We start from the raw sequence: 18,119 nt of genomic DNA on the forward strand, positions 1-18,119 counted from the left end.
AACTTTCTGCATCGATACTCAGCCGTACCCAGTATGTGTGGGAGCGGTCACAATTGCCGCTCCCTCGCATGCCGTCTCACATGAGGAGTTGCAATGAGCGTCGAAGAACGCACAGATCCGTCCGGGAAGGACCCGGACGCCACCCCGAGCGGCCTCAAAAAGGTCGTCGGCGCGTCGATGGCAGGCACCATCGTCGAGTGGTACGAGTTCTTCCTCTACGGAACCGCCGCGACACTGGTGTTCTCGAAGATCTTCTTCGCCGCGGGAACGAGCGAGCTCGACGCCATCCTCGCCGCGTTCGTCACCTACGCCGTCGGCTTCGTCGCACGACCGCTCGGCGGCATCGTGTTCGGCCACTTCGGTGACAAGTACGGACGTAAGAAGCTGCTGCAGTTCAGCCTCGTACTCGTCGGCGGCGCGACGTTCCTGATGGGCTGCCTGCCGACGTTCGACCAGATCGGGTACTGGGCGCCCGCGCTGCTCGTCACGCTGCGCTTCATCCAGGGCTTCGCCGTCGGTGGCGAATGGGGAGGCGCGGTTCTGCTCGTCGCAGAACACAGCCCCAACAAGAGCCGCGGCTTCTGGGCCAGCTGGCCACAGGCGGGTGTGCCCGCCGGTAACCTCCTCGCGACCGTCGTGCTGCTGATCCTGACGACCGTCCTGTCCGAGGATGCGTTCCTGAGCTGGGGCTGGCGTGTCGCCTTCTGGCTCTCCGCCGTGATCGTGTTCGTCGGCTACTACATCCGTACCAAGGTCACCGACGCCCCGATCTTCGTCGAGGCGCAGAAGCAGGCCGAGGTCATCAAGGCAGCGTCGTACGGCGTGTTCGAGGTCCTCAAGCGCTACCCGCGTGGCGTCTTCACCGCCATGGGCCTGCGCTTCGGTGAGAACGTCATGTACTACCTCGTCGTCACGTTCACCATCACGTACCTCAAGGTCGAGGTCGGCACCGACACCCAGACCATCCTGTGGTGGATGCTCGCAGCGCACGCCGTGCACTTCTGCGTCATCCCGCTGGTGGGCAAGCTCGCCGACCGCATCGGCCGTCGACCGGTCTACCTGATCGGCGCCGTCACCGCGGGCACGTGGGGCTTCTTCGCCTTCCCGATGTTCAACAGCGGCCACAACGCCGTGATCATGTTGGCGATCATCATCGGTCTCGTGTTCCACGCCTTCATGTACGCGACGCAGCCGGCGATCATGGCAGAGATGTTCCCGACGCGTATGCGCTACTCCGGTGTGTCGCTCGGCTACCAGGTCACGTCGATCGTCGCGGGCTCGCTCGCGCCGATCATCGCCGTCGCGCTGCTGGACCGCTTCGGCTCCGGTGTCCCGATCGCGTGGTACCTCGCCGCGGCCTGTGCCGTGACGCTCGTCGCCGTCATCGCGGCTCGCGAGACGAAGGGCCTCGCTCTCGAGTCCATCGACATCGCCGACGCGAAGAACCTCGCGACGGAGGCGGAGCTCTCCAAGGCGGGTCTGCTCGACCAGAATGTGAAGCGATGACCGATCTGACCGGTCGCACCGCCCTCGTCACGGGTGGTGCGTCCGGGATCGGCGCCGCGTGTGCGCGTGAATTGGCAACGCGCGGTGCAAAAGTCACGATCGCCGACGTCGACGAGGTCGCTGCGAAGGAGTTGGCGTCGGAACTGCAGGGCGACGCGTGGACCGTCGATCTGCTCGACGTCGCCGCGCTCGAGACCCTGAAGCTCGACGTCGACATCCTCGTCAACAACGCAGGAATCCAAACCGTCGCTCCCATCGTCGAGTTCGACCCCGCTGCGTTCCGGCGGATTCAGACGCTGATGGTGGAGGCGCCGTTCCTGCTGATTCGAGCTGCGTTGCCCGGCATGTACTCTCGCGAGTTCGGTCGTATCGTGAACGTCTCGTCGGTGCACGGTCTGCGGGCATCGGAGTACAAGGTCGCCTACGTCACCGCCAAGCATGCACTCGAAGGCATGTCGAAGGTGACGGCACTCGAGGGCGGTGCGCACGGCGTCACGAGCAACTGCGTGAACCCCGGTTACGTGCGAACCCCGTTGGTGGAGAAGCAGATCGCGGACCAGGCGGCAGCGCACGGAATCGCCGAGGACGAGGTGCTCGAGAAGGTCATGTTGACCGAGAGCGCGATCAAGCGGCTCGTCGAACCCGCCGAGGTCGGATCGCTCGTCGGGTGGCTGGCGTCCGAGGACGCAGGCATGGTCACCGGTGCGTCCTACACGATGGATGGTGGGTGGTCGGCGCGGTAATGCGCTCCGCGCCCGTGCGTGCATGGTCGGACCATAGGGCAACCACGCACGCACGGGTGCGTCAGCGCACGTCGCGACCGAGCTGCCCGAGCACCTTCGTCTGTCGATCGGCCGACTCCGGCACGTCCACGGCAGGCCCGCACACCCCGTCCATACGGATGTTGTCGCCCATCTGCGCGATGAACGCCTCGACGAAATCGAGATCCTCGCCGGCGATGGAGTCCTCGACGCCGACGGAGTGCGCGATGTCCCACGCATGCACGATCAGGTCGAGGCTGTAGAACGACCCGATCGACGACGCGAGGTCGGTCTTGCCGAAGTGGCCCTCGTACTCCCGGTTCGCGCGGGACGGGTCGTCGAGAATCTCCTGCATGGCGTCACGCGTGTGAACCCAGGCCGCGACGGGATCGTCGCCGGCGGACGGGCCGTCGGCAATGGACAGGCCAACGGGTTCGAGCGCACCCTTCTCGGTGTCGACGATGTGTTGGACCACGTCGCGGACCGTCCACCCCTCGCAGGTCGACGGCGTGTCCCACTTCTCCGACGGCACGGCGTCGATGCGGCGGGTGAGGATGTCGGCGAGGCGACGGTAGCGGTCGGCAACCGTTTCGGTGGAAGTCATGGTGCCGATTCTCCGACATCGAGGTTGCCGACGGATTGGAGATTCCCGACATCGAGTGATCGGGTTCGAGAACGGCTCGTCGTCTACGCTCGGGCGTCGTACTGTCCGGCGGGGGAGGGCCACCATGACCGTGAGCACGGCGGCGCGCGAGGCGCCGTCCGTCCGTACGACGACGCACCGAGTGATGACGATCGCGCTGGTGCTGATCGCCGCCCAACTGGTCGTCCGGGCGTACGTGGTGGCGTCGGGAAATTTTTACTGGGACGACCTGATCCTGACCGGACGCGGGAGCGCCTTCTCTCTCTTCTCGACGGACCTGCTGCTGTACGACCACGACGGACACTTCATGCCCGCGGCATTCGTCGTCGCCGGCCTGCAGGCGAGAATCGCTCCGCTCGACTGGTTCCTGCCCGCCGTGACGTCGCTGATCATGCAGGCGGCCGCGTCGTACGCGGTTCTTCGATTGCTGCGCAAGATCCTCGGTGATACTCCGATTCTGTTGTTGCCGTTGACGTTCTACCTGTTCTCCCCGCTGACGCTACCGTCGTTCGCATGGTGGGCCGCGGCGCTCAACGCGCTCCCTCTGCAGTTCGCGCTGGCCTGGGTCGCAGGTGACGCGCTCGACTACGTGAGGACGAGGCGTCGGCGACATGTGGTGACGGGTGCGGTCGTCACGGCCGTATCGCTGCTGTTCTTCGAGAAGTCGGTCGTGGTGCCGCTGTTCGCGTTCGGTGTCGTCGCGTTCGTGTTCGGAGTCAGGGCGGCGTGGAAACGTGCTGCACCGCTGTGGTGTTCGTGCGGTGTCGTCGTGGCCGTGTGGGCCGTTCTGTTTCTGATCGTCGTCCGGGCCGGCCTCGCGTTCCACGGGTGGCGAACGACAGCCGAACTCGTGCATCACGGAACATCGCTCGGATTGGTGCCGACACTGGTGGGTGGGCCCTGGATGTGGGAGCGCTGGCCGCCCGCGGGGCCGTGGGCGTCGCCGCCGCTCGTGCTCGTCGTGGCGGCGTGGGTGGCAGTCGTTGTCGCAGCGGTCTTTTCGCTTCGACGTCATTGGTCGGTCTGGGCGGCCGTGGTGGGTTATGTCGCCGTGTCCGTCGCGGTGATGGTGCTGTCGCGCTCCGGCCCCGACACCGCGAACGAACTGGCGCAGACGCTTCGATACGTCGCCGACAGTTCCGTCGTCATCACCGTCGGCGCCGCGTTGATGCTCAGGTCGCGAGCCGGCGGGCCGGTGCGCCGCACATGGATCGTCGTCGCCGCAGTCTTCGTGATCAGCAGTCTCGTGTCGTCGTACACCTTCGTGTCGAAGTGGCAGGACGATCCCGCAGGCGACTACCTGGCCACCGCGAAGCACTCGCTCGCGGACCATCGAGACATTCCCTTGCTGGACCAGGCCGTGTCACCGTGGGTGCTGACGCCGCTGGCGTATCCCGAGAACTCCGCTGCGAGGATTTTCGGCAGTCTCGACCCGAACTTCGCGTCGTCGACGCCCGTGCTGCAGTATCTGGACGACTCCGGTCACGTCGTGCCTGCTGTCGTGAGCCCGTCGCGCAGCATCACGCAGGGTCCGGAGGCGGGGTGCGGATATCGCGTCGGAAACCGCACCCGGATGCCGCTCGACGCGGCAGTTCCGAACTGGGACTGGACGGTACAGCTCAACTACTTCTCCGACGGTGACAGCGTCGTCGACCTGGAACTCGATACCGGGGACGCGGTGTCGGTGCCGCTGCGGAGCGGGTTGAACACCGTGTACGTGCGGCTGAGCGGCGCCGGAAGTGCGGTGACGGCGTCGACCACCGGTGAGGTGTGCATCGGAAGCGGCCCACTCGGAGTGGTGATGCTGGCGAACAGCTGAAGACGAGAAAAGCCCCCTTGCGTGATGCAAGGGGGCTTTGCCCGTTGGCGGAGGATAGGGGATTTGAACCCCTGAGGGCGTTAACCCAACCCGCGTTCCAGGCGAGCGCCATAGGCCACTAGGCGAATCCTCCGTGGGGAAGCATACCGGGTCACCCCCTCCAGATCCCAAATCGGGGCGGTGATGCGTCCCCGCGACGGGGACAGCTACACTCTCTGGTGGATCCCGCGCGGCGCGCATCCTGTGAACTCCCCCAGGGCCGGAAGGCAGCAAGGGTCAACGGGCTCTGCCGGGTGCGCGGGGTCCCCTTTGTTCGAGGACCAGCTTCTGCGAAAGGCCGCTCCGCATGTCAGCGCAGACCCAGTACGGGTTGATGAACCATGAGGAGCTCGTTTCCGAGCACGACCGGCAGAGCGCCAGGTACGAGCAGCTGAAGGCAGAAAAGCTCGTCCTGGATCTGACACGCGGAAAGCCGTCGCCCGAGCAGCTGGATCTGTCCGCGGAATTGCTGACGCTTCCCGGAGACGACTTTCGTGACGGCAACGGAACCGACTGCCGCAACTACGGCGGCCTCACCGGACTGCCCGAGCTGCGTGCGATCTTCGGTGAACTGCTGAACATCCCCGTCGGGAACCTCCTGGCCGGCAACAACGCCAGCTTGGAAATCATGCAGGACCTCGTCGTGTGGTCCCTGCTGCACGGTCTTCCCGATTCGCCGCGGCCCTGGTCCGCCGAGCCGAACATCCGGTTCCTGTGCCCGGCTCCGGGCTACGACCGCCACTTCGCGATCACCGAATCGCTCGGCATCGACATGATTCCGATTCCGATGCTGCACGACGGCCCGGACGTCGCCGAGATCTCACGGCTGGTCGCGTCGGACCCGCAGATCAAGGGCATGTGGGTCGTTCCGAACTACGCCAACCCGACCGGTGCGGTCTACTCCGAGGAAGTCGTCCGGACGCTGGCGTCGATGCCGACGGCCGCACCCGACTTTCGGTTGTTCTGGGACAACGCGTACGCCGTCCACCCGATCGCGGAAGAATTCGCGCCTGCGTACGACGTCCTCGGCTGGGCAGCGGAAGCCGGCAACCCGAATCGGCCGTTCGTGTTCGCGTCGACGTCGAAGATCACGTTCGCCGGGGCAGGCGTCAGCTTCTTCGGCAGCTCCGACGAGAACCTCGCCTGGTACCAGAAGTATCTCGGCATCAAGAGCATCGGACCGGACAAGCTGAATCAGCTGCGCCATCTGCGCTTCTTCGGTGACGCCGAGGGCGTCAAGGCGCACATGGCCAAGCATCGCGACATCCTGGCGCCGAAGTTCGCGCTCGTTCTTCAGATTCTCGAGGACCGTCTCGGTGCGTCGAAGATCGCGTCCTGGACCGAGCCGAAGGGCGGGTACTTCATCTCGCTCGACGTTCTGGAAGGAACGGCTGCTCGGGCGATCGCGCTGGCGAAGGACGCCGGTATCGCGTTGACCGCGGCCGGCTCCGCGTTCCCGTACAAGAAGGATCCCGAGGACCGCAACATTCGTCTCGCCCCGAGTTTCCCGTCGTTGGACGAACTCGAGAAGGCCATGGACGGCGTCGCGACCTGTGTTCTGTTGGCTGCGGCCGAGAAGCTGCTGCACACCTCGTGAGTGCGAATACATAGCCCGCTACGTATTCGCACTCACGGGCCGGTCAGTGGCCTACGACGACCGCACCCTCGGGCGCGGCGGGTAGCAGACCCGGCTTGACGACGATCGCCGAGATGACCGCGCCGAGCAGGAAGATGCCGGTGGCCCACCAGAACGTCGTGGTGTAGCTGGCGATCTCCGCGTGTGCCTGCAGCGCAAGCGGATCCGTCGCGGTTGCCATGTTGTCGGTGACGTACGCGGTCGCCGCGCTGGCTGCGATGGTGCTCAGCAGAGCGGTACCGATCGAACCGCCGACCTGCTGCATCGTGTTGACCGTCGCCGACGCGACACCCGAGTCGTCCGGGGTCGACGCCCGAGATCGCACCCTGCATCGCCGGAGCCATCGTCGCGCCCAGGCCGAGACCCATGACGATCAAGCCGGGCAGGATGTGCGTCACGTAGCTGGAGTCGACGTCGATCTGCGTCAGCAGTCCCATGCCGAGCGCGGCGACGAACAGGCCGGTCGTCATCAGGACGCGCGGACCGAACCGCGGCAGCACGATGGCCGTCGACAGCGTCGCGGTGACGATGAGCGAGAAGATCATCGGCATGAACGCGAAGCCGGTGGTGATCGGGGTGAATCCCAGCGTGTTCTGCAGGTAGTAGGTGAGGAACAGGAACACCGCGAACATGCCGGCACCGGTGACGAACACTGCGAGGAACGATCCGGCACGTGTGCGGTCGAGGATGATGCGCAGCGGCAGCAACGGGTGCGCGACGCGCTGCTGAATGCTGAAGAACACACCGAGCAGGCCGACGCCTGCTACCAGGAACGCGATGGTGACGGTGTTACCCCAGCCGTCGGACTCGGCGTGGGCGAAGCCGTAGACGATGGCGAATAGTGCAGCCGACACGGTCAGCGTGCCGGGGATGTCGAGGCGAGGACGGTGGTCGGACTTGTGCTTCGCCAGCAGGACGAAACCGGCAACGAAGGCCAGGTAGCAGCTAAGTGGAGGAGTGTCCTCCGCTTATCGGGTGAAACGGACATCGAATGAGTGTGAGAGCCGACACAGCCAGCGCCGGCGCAGGCCGAAAGCCGTTGCGTGCCGACGCGGAGCGCAACCGCAGGCGCATCGTGGATGCGGCGCGCGAACTGTTCGCGTCGCGCGGTATCGACATCACCCTCGACGACGTGGCGGCCCATGCGAAGGTCGGCGTCGGCACCGTCTATCGACGGTTCTCCTGTAAGGAAGAGCTGATCGACGGCGTCTTCGAGCAGCGGCTGGAGGAAATGCTCGCCCACGCGGAGAAGGCACTACAGGCCGACGACGCCTGGGACGGTCTCGTGATGTTCCTCGAGAGTCTGTGCCAGGGGATCTCGGCGGACCGAGGGCTGAACGACGTCGTCATGGGTAACGACGAGGGGTGTCACGGCATCGCCCAAGTGCGCGAGAAGATCGATCCGTTCGTCGAGAAGATCGTCCGACGTGCCCGCGAGTCGGGTCAGCTCCGCGCCGACGTCGAGGTCAACGACTTCTTTCCGTTGATCGGAATGGTCGGGGCAGCATCGGAATTCACGTGCAGTGTCGAGCCGGCGAATTGGAAACGGTATTTCACTCTCGTGCTCGACGGCCTTCGCGCCGAACCGGGAGCAGCGAGCGATCTTCCCGGCCGCGCATTCACCTCCGAGGAGATTCTCGTCGCCAAGACGGCGATGCACCGTCGCAAGCGCTGACTGTCGGGTGGCACAGGAAGTGTCGGGTGGAGCTCGACGTCGTACCGCATCGGTGTTGTGAGATCTCACTAGTAGTAGTGGCCGGTGAAACACACGCTTCCGATTTGTGGTTCCCATCACGTAGGGTCCGTCGAGAGTGTTGCTACCGCTGAGTAAGAAGCGGGGTCTTGGAAGACGACGGGGGTTGTTGCATGCGTGTGTCACGGGTGTTCGGATCGGCTGCGGGCCTTGCGGTCATCGCCGCCACGGCATTGACGCCGATAGCGACGGCGGCGCCCTCGACCGGGTCGACCGTCGAATCCGATTTCTACGTTCCGCCCAACCCGCTTCCCGCGGGGTCCCCGGGTGACCTGATCCGCACCGAACCGTCGCACCTCGCGTTGTCGGTTCCGGGTATCGGCGGCACCCTTCCCGGCGAGGCCACGCGAATCATGTACCGCAGCACCGATTCCAACGGCGATGCCAATGTGGTGACGGGCACCTACATCGACCCGGCCGCGAACTGGACCGGGCCCGGCGAACGTCCGCTCGTCGTACTGGCCCCCGGCACCCAGGGACAGGGTGATCAGTGCGCGCCGTCGAAGATGCTCAACAACGTCATCACGTACACGCCGCCGCTCGGCTTCATGGTCGAGTACGAGGTGCTCGCGGCGTACTCGATGTTGTCGCAGGGCTACGGCGTCGTCATCACCGACTACGAAGGCCTCGGTACTCCCGGTGCACACACGTACGTCAACAGGGCGGCCGAAGCTCATGCGGTGCTCGACGCGGCGCGCGCGGCGCGAAAGATCCAGGGTACGAAGGTGTCCGGTGGCGGACCCCTCGGTCTGTACGGCTACTCGCAGGGAGGTGGCGCGACGGCGGCAGCAGCGGAGCTGGCCGGTGAATATGCTCCCGAACTCGAGATCGCCGGAACGTACGCGGGCGCACCCCCGGCGGATCTGAAGCAGACGCTCGACCAGGTCGACGGCACGATTCTCACCGGCGTCATCGGCTACACCTTGAACGGCTTGCTCGAATCGGATCCCGGGCTGCGTCCGATCATCGACGAGAACATCAACGACGCGGGCAAGGCGATGCTGAACCTCGTTGCGAATCAATGTGTCGGAGAGACGATTCTGACCGTCGGGTTGCATCGGACCCAGGAGTACACGACGACCGGTGAACCGATGTCCGTGGTGCTCGACCGGCTGCCCGTCGCGCAGGAGATCCTGGCCAAGAACAAGATCGGAGAACGGACACCGAACGCGCCCGTTCTCATCCAGTCCGGCACGTCCGACGACATCGTGCCTCATGGTCAGGCCGTCGAACTCGGCGGTGCGTGGTGCGGGAAGGGTGCGACGGTTCAGCTCAGCAGTGCGCAGCTTCCCGCCATCGTTCCGGGATCAGGTGCGGGGCACCTGATTCCGGACATCCTGGGCCTCGGTGAAGCGCAGAACTGGATGAAGGACCGCTTCTACGGCGTGCCTGCTCCGACCAACTGCTGACGCCGATCTCACCGTCGCGCGACGGCACTTTCCGTGATGTGTCAGTCTGTAGGCAGATCGTTCCGTCCAGAAGAGGGCGTAATCGGCGGCGCGACGGTGAGGACATGGGGCATGAATTCGATTTCGGGGCACAGGACGGTGGTCCGAGGTGCGTGAGAACTACAACAGCCGGCTCGACGCGCTGTCGGCTGATCTTGCTGAGATGTGCACGCTCGCGGAAGACGCGATGGCGTCGGCGACGAAGGCCCTTCTGACGGCGGATCTCGGGTTGGCCGAGACGACCATCAGCAGCAAAGAACAGATCGACGTGCTCGCCGCGCAGTGGGAACAGGATGCGTTCTCGGTGCTCGCGTTGCAGTCGCCGGTGGCTCTCGACCTTCGAATCATGGTCAGTGGCATCCATATCGTCGCGGATTTGCAGCGGATGGGTGGGCTCGCAATTCACATCGCGGAACTCGTGCGCAGGCGCCACCCGGCTCACGTGCTGCCCGACGAGGTGGAGGCCGTGTTCGCCGATATGGGGCGCGTCGCCGTCGAACAGGCGGACGCGGCACGCGAGGTGTTGCTGACCCGTGATGCCGACCTGGCGAAGCAGCTTCGCGTCAAGGACGAGGCGATGGACGATCTGCACCGCAGCCTCTTCGAGCTGACGTCGGCGCCGGAGTGGCCGCACGGCGTTCCTGCTGCCGTCGACATCACGCTGTTGGGCCGGTTCTACGAGCGGTTCTCCGACCATACCGTCGAAGTGGCGAGGCGAGTCAACTTCCTCGTCACCGGTGAACTGCGTCCGGACGACGCTTGAACAGCGGAATTTCGTTGGTAGTGGCAGGATCGGCACGATGAAACGTGACGTGTCCGCCTACCTCGACGTGGATGTCACCGAGGCCAGCGTTCTCGAGTTCCAGATCGCCGTCGCGCCGCACCCCGGCGCCGACGTCACCGAGGAGTTGTCCTTCACGCTCGACGGCGCTCCCGTTCAGGTCCGCGAGATCGAAGGTGCGCACGGCACCCGCATCCACACGCTGCGCGCGGGCGTCGGGAAGCTCGAGGTGTCGTATTCGGCGACGGTTCTCGGCCACGCCGAGCCGGCGCCGGTGTCCGACTACGATCTGTCGCTCTACCTCCGACCCAGTCGCTATGCCGAGACCGACAAGTTCTTCGGCTTCGCCGCAACGGAATTCGGTAACTACGAGCCGTCGGAGAAGCTTCTCGCCGAAGTGTCGTCGTGGGTCGGTGCCCGCCTGAACTACGTACCGGGCAGCAGTGACCCGATCGACGGTGCCGTCGACACGCTGCTGGCGGGTGCAGGCGTCTGCCGCGACTACACGCATCTCGTCGTGGCGTTGCTGCGCGCGGTGGGCGTGCCCGCGCGGCTCGTCGCGGTCTACGCGCCGGGATGTGATCCGATGGACTTCCACGCTGTCGCGGAAGCGTTCGTCGACGGCACATGGCGGGTGGTCGACGCCACCTGCCTGGCACCGAGGTCGACACTGGTCCGGATCGCGACGGGGCGCGACGCCGCCGACACGGCGTTCCTCGACAACCACGGCGGCGCGATCACGTTGAACAACACGATCGTCGGAGCGGTCGTCGACGGTCCGTTGCCGTTCGACGACATCACGCAGATGGTCTCGATCACCTAGCGCTGCGTGAGAAGATCGGGGCCATGTCTCCCACGTTGCACCTGACCGGCGATGTCGAAGCCGATGCATTGCTGGCCGAGGATCCGTTCGCGTTGCTCATCGGCATGCTTCTCGACCAGCAGGTGCCGATGGAGTCCGCCTTCGCCGGTCCGAAGAAGCTCGTCGACCGTCTCGGTGATCTGAAGGTCGATTCCATCGCAGCCGCCGATCCCGACGAGTTCGCGGCGGTGTGCGCGGAAACTCCTGCGGTGCACAGGTTTCCGGGTTCGATGGCCAAGCGGATCCAGGGGTTGGCGGAGTACATCGTGGAGAATTACGACGGCAAGCCCGACGAGATCTGGCGACGCGAGAATCCCGACGGCGCCGAGGTGCTGAAGCGACTGAAGGCGCTACCCGGCTACGGCGACCAGAAGGCGCGCATCTTCCTGGCGCTTCTCGGCAAGCAGATGGGCGTCACTCCCGACGGCTGGCGCACGGCCGCCGGCGCGTACGGCGACGAGGGGTCACGTCGGTCGATCGCGGACGTCGTGGACGAGAAATCGCTCCTCGAAGTCCGGGAGTTCAAGAAGGCAGCGAAGGCGGCCGCGAAGAAGAAGTGAGTCGCGCGGGGGCGCGTGGGCCATGAGTGCCGGTGTCGGTGCTCGCCGGTACCCTTCTGTGCGTGGCTCTCTACCGGAAGTACCGTCCAGCGACGTTCGCCGAGGTCGTCGGGCAGGAGCACGTCACCGAGCCGTTAAGCGTCGCACTCAACGCAGGTCGGATCAACCACGCATACCTCTTCTCGGGCCCTCGTGGCTGCGGTAAGACGTCGTCCGCCCGTATTCTCGCGCGGTCTCTCAACTGCGCCGAAGGGCCCACGTCGACGCCGTGCGGCGTCTGCAGTTCGTGTGTCGCTCTCGCCCCGGGTGGGCCGGGCAACCTCGACGTCGTCGAGATGGACGCGGCCAGCCACGGAGGCGTCGACGACGCTCGTGATCTCCGAGACAAGGCCGTGTACGCCCCGGCCGAGTCGCGCTACGTCATCTTCATCATCGACGAGGCGCACATGGTCACGACGGCTGGCTTCAACGCCTTGCTGAAGGTCGTCGAGGAGCCGCCGGAGCATCTGGTCTTCATCTTCGCGACCACCGAGCCGGAGAAGGTGCTGCCGACCATCCGGTCCAGGACGCACCACTACCCGTTCCGACTGCTGCCGCCGTCGACCATGCGCGGTTTGCTCGAGAAGATCACGACGCAGGAATCCGTTCCGGTCGAGGATCCGGTGTATCCGCTGGTCATTCGTGCCGGCGGTGGGTCGCCGCGTGACTCGCTCAGCGTGCTCGATCAGCTGCTGGCAGGCGCCGGGCCCGAGGGCGTCACGTATTCGCGCGCGCTGTCGCTGCTCGGCGTCACCGACGTCGCACTGATCGACGAAGCCGTCGACGCCCTGGCCGTCGGTGACGGTGCGTCGCTGTTCGGCACGATCGACAAGGTCGTCGACGCGGGGCACGATCCGCGACGGTTCGCGACCGATCTTCTCGAGCGTCTCCGCGACCTGATTCTCATGCGCGCGGTTCCCGACGCGGGGGAGCGTGGTCTCGTCGACGTCCCCGGCGACGTGTTGGAACGTCTGAAGGACGAATCCGAACGCATCGGTTCGGCGACCCTCGCCCGCTACGCGGAGATCGTGCACGCCGGACTCGGCGAGATGCGCGGCGCCACGGCTCCACGGCTTCTGCTCGAAGTCATGTGTGCGCGCATGCTTCTGCCGTCGGCGTCCGACGCGGAATCGGCTGTGCTGCAACGGTTGGAACGTCTCGAGCGTCGTCTCGACGTGACTCTGCCCGCCGGTGAGCAGGCAGCCGTACAGCAGGCAACGACGCGTCGCCCGATCGAATCGGCACCCGCGCCTGCTGCTGCCCCGGCCGACGAGGTCGCGCCGAAGTTCGTCCGGCCGTCGCAACGTGCGGCTGCCGAGGCTGCCGCCGCAGCACCCGCGGCCCCTCCTGCACCCGTAACTCCGCCAGAACCCGCGGCCCCTCCAGCACCTGCGGCCCCTCCTGCAGTCACGGTGCCGACTCCCGAGCCCGCGCCCGTCCCCGAACCGGAGCCGACGCCCCAACCGGAGCCGACGCCGGAACCGGCACCCGTGCCGCGACCCACTCCGCAACCCGAGCCGACGCCGGAGCCCGAACCCGAGCCGACGCCGCAGCCGGAACCGGACCCCGTCCCGCCACCGCTGTCGACGCAGGAGCCGGCGTACGAACCGGAACCCGAGCCCGAGCCTGAACCGGAGCCGGAACCCGAGCGTGCCCCCGTCGGGTCGACCGCTCCCGACGCCGCCGCAGTACGTGCGGTGTGGTCCGAGGTGCGAGCCAAGGTGCGCGAACGCAGCCGCACCGTCGAGGTCATGCTGTCCGGTGCATCGGTGCGTGCGGTCGAGGCGAATTCCATCACGCTCGGCCACGACTCCGCGCCGCTCGCGAAGCGACTGCAGGAGCCGCGCAACGCCGACGTCATCCGCGACGCGCTACGTGACGTCTTCGGCGTCGACTGGGCGGTGACGTGCGTCGTCGGAGCTGCGGTTCCGGTGGAGGAAGCACCCGTTGCGAAAGCGGCACCCGAGCCGCCGAAGTCCGCGCCCACCAAGTTCTCGCGGCCGAGCCAGAGCAGGCCCGCGTCCGATGACGCACGTTCCGGTTCGGGTGGTGGCGACTACGACGACATTCCCCCGCCCGAGGCGCCGGACTACCCGGACGACCCCGAACCGCCGGGGCCTCCGCCGCCGGAGACACCCGAAGACGAGGAAGAGCTGCTCAAGGCCGCAGCCGAACCCGCCGACCCGACGATCCGGCGCGACCCCGAGACCGTCGCGATGGAATTGCTGCAGGCCGAACTGGGTGCCACACCTCTGAAGGAGTAGTGATGCCCAGGCGCTGGAGCTGGCACCCTTTCTGGCGACCTCCCACCCCTGTTCGGACCTGATCAGGGGTGATAGCTCAGCAATATGGGTGCTAGCTCCCCGAATTGGGTCCTAGCTCTGCACAAGCTTGCGCGCGGACCCAGCACGAAAGCGCGCATTCACGCCTGTTCGATGTCGTCGGGATCGACGAACACGAGGCGACCGTCGTCGAGTGCGACGGCGTAACGATGCGCGACGGCCCACGTCCTCAGACCCGCAACCGCGGACAGGTCGCCGAAGTCCTCCTTGACGACACCCGATTCCATGGGCCGCTGGTCGCGCGGCGCCTTCGAATCGGCGCTGTAGCGCACCTTGACGCGCGAGCCGACCGCGAACGGCTGCTGGGTGTCCATGGACATCATCTCCTGCTTTCTCGATGCCCCCCGCGTCGAACCTGTCGTCTACCCTCCCACGCGCGAACTCAAACGATTGCACCGGTCACGGACAACGCTCGTTTCGGTCCTTCATCAGTGCTTGAAACCCGTTCTACTGTGGTAGCAGCCGAGGTGTATTCCTCGTGTCCTGCGGTGCCCCGGTGCCGCCGAGTCGAGCAGGTGAAAGGAAGCGCACGCTGTGTCCACAGAGGCGTTCATTTACGAAGCCATCCGCACCCCACGCGGTAAGGGGAAGAACGGATCACTGCATTCGGTCAAGCCGATCTCGCTGGTCACCGGCCTGATCGACGAACTACGTCGCCGGTTCCCGGACCTCGACGAGAACCGCATCTCCGATCTCATCCTCGGAGTCGTCTCGCCCGTCGGCGATCAGGGCGCCGACATCGCGCGGACCGCTGTCCTCGAAGCGAAGATGCCGGACACCGTCGGCGGATTCCAGCTCAACCGTTTCTGCGCGTCGGGCCTCGAAGCGGTCAACCTGGCTGCTCAGAAGGTGCGATCCGGCTGGGACGAGGTCGTCATCGCCGGTGGCGTCGAGTCGATGTCCCGCGTTCCGATGGGTAGTGACGGCGGCGCCTGGGCGATGGACCCGGCCACGAACTACGACACGTACTTCGTACCGCAGGGCATCGGTGCCGATCTGATCGCGACGATCGAGGGGTTCAGCCGCGAAGACGTCGACGCCTACGCCGTGCAGTCGCAGGAACGCGCCGCTGCGGCATGGTCGGGTGGCTACTTCGCCAAGTCGGTCGTCCCGGTCAAGGACCAGAACGGCCTGCTGATCCTCGATCAGGACGAGCACATGCGTCCCGGTACGACCCTCGAATCGCTCGGCAAGCTCAACCCGGCGTTCACCGGCGTCGCCCAGATGGGCGGCTTCGACGACGTCGCGCTGCAGAAGTATCACTGGGTCGAGAAGATCAACCATGTCCACACCGGCGGTAACAGCTCGGGCATCGTCGACGGGGCAGCACTCGTGCTCGTCGGAAGCGAGCAGGCAGGCAAGGATCTGAACATGGTCCCGCGTGCGCGCGTCGTCGCGACCGCCACGTCCGGAGCCGACACGACGATCATGCTGACCGGCCCGACCCCCGCGTCGAAGAAAGTTCTCGCGACCGCGGGATTGACCGTCGACGACATCGACCTGTTCGAGCTGAACGAGGCGTTCGCGTCCGTCGTTCTGCGCTTCCAGAAGGATCTGCAGATCCCGAACGAGAAGCTCAACGTCAACGGTGGCGCCATCGCGATGGGCCACCCGCTCGGCGCGACGGGCGCCATGATCACCGGAACCGTGCTCGACGAGCTCGAGCGCCGCGGCGGTCGGTACGCCCTCATCACCCTGTGCATCGGCGGCGGCATGGGCGTCGCAACCATCATCGAGCGAGTCTGAGGTAAATACCATGAGCGAGAACATGATTCAGTGGGAACAGGACTCCGACGGCATCGTCGTGCTCACGATGGACGACCCCAACCAGGGCGCCAACACGATGAACCAGCTGTACAAGGATTCGATGGGAGCCACCGTCGATCGGCTGGAGAAGGAAGTCGACTCGATCACCGGCGTCGTCATCACGTCCGCCAAGAAGACGTTCTTCGCCGGCGGTGACCTGAACAACCTGATCCAGGCGAAGCCCGAAGACGCCCAGCAGGTGTTCGACGAGGTGCAGGGCATCAAGGCGCAGCTGCGTCGCCTCGAAAAGCTCGGCAAGCCCGTCGTCTCGGCGATCAACGGCGCCGCGCTCGGCGGCGGTCTCGAGATCGCGCTCGCGACGCATCACCGCATCGCAGCGAAGGTGTCGGGTGTGCAGCTCGGTCTGCCCGAGGTGTCGCTCGGCCTGCTTCCCGGCGGCGGTGGCGTCACACGCATCACCCGTCTGCTCGGCATCCAGAACGGATTCATGACCGTCCTCGCGCAGGGCACACGGTTCCGTCCGGAGAAGGCATTGGAAATCGGGCTCGTCCACGAGCTCGTCGACACCATCGACGAGTTGGTGCCCGCAGCGAAGGCGTGGATCAAGGCCAACCCCGAGGGCGGCGTCGCGCCGTGGGACGTCAAGGGCTACAAGATCCCGGGTGGAACGCCGTCGAACCCGAAGCTCGCCGCGGTGCTGCCCGCGTTCCCGTCGAACCTGCGCAAGCAGATCAAGGGTGCGCCGATGCCCGCGCCGCGCGCGATCCTCGCGGCCGCCGTCGAAGGCTCCCAGGTGGACTTCGACAACGCGTCGACCATCGAGTCCCGCTACTTCACCGAGCTCGTGACCGGGCAGGTCTCGAAGAACATGATTCAGGCGTTCTTCTTCGATCTGCAGGCCATCAACTCGGGCAAGTCCCGTCCGGACGGCATCGAGAAGACGACGTTCTCCAAGGTCGCCGTGCTGGGTGCAGGCATGATGGGCGCCGGTATCGCCTACGTGTGCGCCAAGGCCGGCATCGACGTCGTGCTCAAGGACGTCAGCATCGAGGCCGCGCAGAAGGGCAAGGCCTACTCCGAGGGCATCGAGGCCAAGGCCCTCTCGCGTGGCAAGACGACGCAGGAGAAGTCCGACGCGCTGCTCGCACGCATCCATCCGACGGCCGATCCGCAGGACACCGCGGGTGCCGACCTCGTCATCGAAGCTGTCTTCGAGTCCGAGGAACTGAAGCAGAAGGTATTCCAGGAGATCGAGGACATCGTCGAACCGACGGCGTTGCTCGGATCCAACACCTCGACGCTGCCGATCACGTCGCTCGCGACGGGTGTGAAGCGTCAGGAAGATTTCATCGGTATCCACTTCTTCTCGCCCGTCGACAAGATGCCGCTGGTGGAGATCATTCGCGGCGAGAAGACGTCGGATGCGGCGTTGGCGAAGGCCTTCGACCTGGTCCAGGCCATCAAGAAGACGCCGATCGTCGTCAACGACAGCCGCGGATTCTTCACCTCGCGCGTCATCGGCACGTTCATCAACGAGGCCATCGCGATGCTCGGTGAGGGCGTCGAGCCGTCGACCATCGAGCAGGCAGGTCTGCAGGCCGGCTACCCGGCTGCGCCGCTGCAGCTCTCGGACGAGTTGACGCTGACGCTCATGCAGAAGATCCGCAAGGAGACGTACGACGCGCTCGTCGCAGCAGGTCAGACGCCGCCCGAGGATCCTGCGGGTGCCGTCATCGACAAGATGGTCGACGAGTTCGAGCGGCCGTCGAAGGCCAAGGGCGCCGGGTTCTACGAGTACGCCGACGGCAAGCGCACCGGCCTGTGGCCCGGACTGCGTGACGCGTTCAAGTCCGGCACGGCGGAGATCCCGTTCGAGGACCTCATCGAGCGCATGCTGTTCATCGAGGCCATCGAGACGCAGAAGTGCTTCGACGAAGGTGTCCTGACGACGACGGCCGACGCCAACATCGGCTCGATCTTCGGCATCGGCTACCCGGCGTGGACCGGTGGCGTGCACCAGTACATCGTCGGCTACAAGGGTGGCCAGGCCGGATTCGTCGAGCGTGCGGACGAGCTCGCGGCGAAGTACGGCCCGCGGTTCCAGGCGCCGAACTCCCTACGGTCGTAGGCGACTTCGTCGCACGTGAGTGCGAATGTACAGCC

General features: G+C 65.8%; 14 protein-coding genes, 1 tRNA gene, 1 other RNA gene and 1 pseudogene. 13 read left to right on the plus strand and 4 right to left on the minus strand.

Features of this window, described 5'->3' with window-relative positions; all coding sequences use genetic code 11:
• Positions 1–93 precede the first annotated feature (93 nt).
• Positions 94–1,506: an MFS transporter gene (locus tag DK926_RS10735; RefSeq protein ID WP_114330394.1), complete on the plus strand. Its 1,413-nt coding sequence runs from the start codon at positions 94–96 to the stop codon at positions 1,504–1,506.
• Positions 1,503–2,249 (plus strand): 3-hydroxybutyrate dehydrogenase, encoded by a 747-nt coding sequence (locus tag DK926_RS10740; RefSeq protein ID WP_114330395.1) that lies wholly within the window; start codon positions 1,503–1,505, stop codon positions 2,247–2,249. The genes DK926_RS10735 and DK926_RS10740 overlap by 4 nt, the downstream gene beginning before the upstream one ends.
• Positions 2,250–2,310: 61 nt before the next feature.
• On the opposite strand, the gene DK926_RS10745 is transcribed toward DK926_RS10740, so the two are convergent.
• Entirely contained in the window at positions 2,311–2,871 is a 561-nt protein-coding gene (locus DK926_RS10745; protein WP_114330396.1) for a TIGR03086 family metal-binding protein, read from the minus strand.
• 124 nt (positions 2,872–2,995) lie between these two features.
• On the opposite strand from DK926_RS10745, the gene DK926_RS10750 reads away from it, so the two are divergent.
• On the plus strand, positions 2,996–4,729 hold the full coding sequence (locus tag DK926_RS10750; protein WP_114330397.1) for a hypothetical protein: 1,734 nt from the start codon (positions 2,996–2,998) through the stop codon (positions 4,727–4,729).
• 45 nt (positions 4,730–4,774) lie between these two features.
• On the opposite strand, the gene DK926_RS10755 is transcribed toward DK926_RS10750, so the two are convergent.
• Positions 4,775–4,862 (minus strand) — tRNA-Ser (locus DK926_RS10755).
• Positions 4,863–4,946: 84 nt separating this feature from the next.
• Between DK926_RS10755 and ffs the strand changes: the two genes are divergently transcribed.
• Both ffs and DK926_RS10765 read left to right on the plus strand, forming a co-directional pair.
• An RNA gene (gene ffs, locus DK926_RS10760) (signal recognition particle sRNA small type) lies at positions 4,947–5,041 on the plus strand.
• Between the two features lie 34 nt (positions 5,042–5,075).
• Entirely contained in the window at positions 5,076–6,365 is a 1,290-nt protein-coding gene (locus DK926_RS10765; protein WP_114330398.1) for an aminotransferase class I/II-fold pyridoxal phosphate-dependent enzyme, read from the plus strand.
• 43 nt (positions 6,366–6,408) lie between these two features.
• On the opposite strand, the pseudogene DK926_RS10770 reads toward DK926_RS10765, so the two are convergent.
• A pseudogene (locus tag DK926_RS10770) lies at positions 6,409–7,321 on the minus strand (MFS transporter); the annotation flags it as partial.
• A 74-nt stretch (positions 7,322–7,395) separates the two neighbouring features.
• On the opposite strand from DK926_RS10770, the gene DK926_RS10775 reads away from it, so the two are divergent.
• From DK926_RS10775 to DK926_RS10800, 6 genes are all read left to right on the plus strand, one after another.
• The gene (locus DK926_RS10775) at positions 7,396–8,079 is read left to right on the plus strand and encodes a TetR/AcrR family transcriptional regulator (protein ID WP_114330399.1); all 684 of its coding nucleotides are present in this window, start codon (positions 7,396–7,398) and stop codon (positions 8,077–8,079) included.
• A 191-nt stretch (positions 8,080–8,270) separates the two neighbouring features.
• Positions 8,271–9,566, plus strand: coding sequence for a lipase family protein (locus tag DK926_RS10780; RefSeq protein WP_114330400.1), 1,296 nt, complete (start codon positions 8,271–8,273; stop codon positions 9,564–9,566).
• Positions 9,567–9,714: 148 nt separating this feature from the next.
• Positions 9,715–10,368 carry a phosphate signaling complex protein PhoU gene (gene phoU / locus DK926_RS10785; RefSeq protein ID WP_114330401.1) on the plus strand — a complete coding sequence of 218 codons (654 nt, stop codon included), beginning with the start codon at positions 9,715–9,717 and terminating at the stop codon, positions 10,366–10,368.
• A 37-nt stretch (positions 10,369–10,405) separates the two neighbouring features.
• The gene (locus tag DK926_RS10790; protein WP_114330402.1) at positions 10,406–11,209 is read left to right on the plus strand and encodes a transglutaminase family protein; all 804 of its coding nucleotides are present in this window, start codon (positions 10,406–10,408) and stop codon (positions 11,207–11,209) included.
• A 23-nt stretch (positions 11,210–11,232) separates the two neighbouring features.
• Positions 11,233–11,808 (plus strand): HhH-GPD-type base excision DNA repair protein, encoded by a 576-nt coding sequence (locus tag DK926_RS10795; protein WP_114330403.1) that lies wholly within the window; start codon positions 11,233–11,235, stop codon positions 11,806–11,808.
• Positions 11,809–11,870: 62 nt separating this feature from the next.
• On the plus strand, positions 11,871–14,111 hold the full coding sequence (locus DK926_RS10800; RefSeq protein WP_114330505.1) for a DNA polymerase III subunit gamma and tau: 2,241 nt from the start codon (positions 11,871–11,873) through the stop codon (positions 14,109–14,111).
• A gap of 158 nt (positions 14,112–14,269) precedes the next feature.
• On the opposite strand, the gene DK926_RS10805 is transcribed toward DK926_RS10800, so the two are convergent.
• The gene (locus DK926_RS10805; protein ID WP_114330404.1) at positions 14,270–14,512 is read right to left on the minus strand and encodes a hypothetical protein; all 243 of its coding nucleotides are present in this window, start codon (positions 14,510–14,512) and stop codon (positions 14,270–14,272) included.
• Between the two features lie 211 nt (positions 14,513–14,723).
• On the opposite strand from DK926_RS10805, the gene DK926_RS10810 reads away from it, so the two are divergent.
• Both DK926_RS10810 and DK926_RS10815 read left to right on the plus strand, forming a co-directional pair.
• Complete coding sequence (locus tag DK926_RS10810; RefSeq protein WP_068423558.1) at positions 14,724–15,935, plus strand: acetyl-CoA C-acetyltransferase; 1,212 nt, start codon at positions 14,724–14,726, stop codon at positions 15,933–15,935.
• Positions 15,936–15,945: 10 nt separating this feature from the next.
• The gene (locus DK926_RS10815; RefSeq protein WP_068423556.1) at positions 15,946–18,084 is read left to right on the plus strand and encodes a 3-hydroxyacyl-CoA dehydrogenase NAD-binding domain-containing protein; all 2,139 of its coding nucleotides are present in this window, start codon (positions 15,946–15,948) and stop codon (positions 18,082–18,084) included.
• The last annotated feature ends 35 nt before the right edge of the window (positions 18,085–18,119 follow it).

This window comes from Rhodococcus sp. Eu-32 (assembly GCF_003336925.1).
Taxonomy (GTDB): Bacteria; Actinomycetota; Actinomycetes; order Mycobacteriales; family Mycobacteriaceae; genus Rhodococcoides; species Rhodococcoides kyotonensis_B.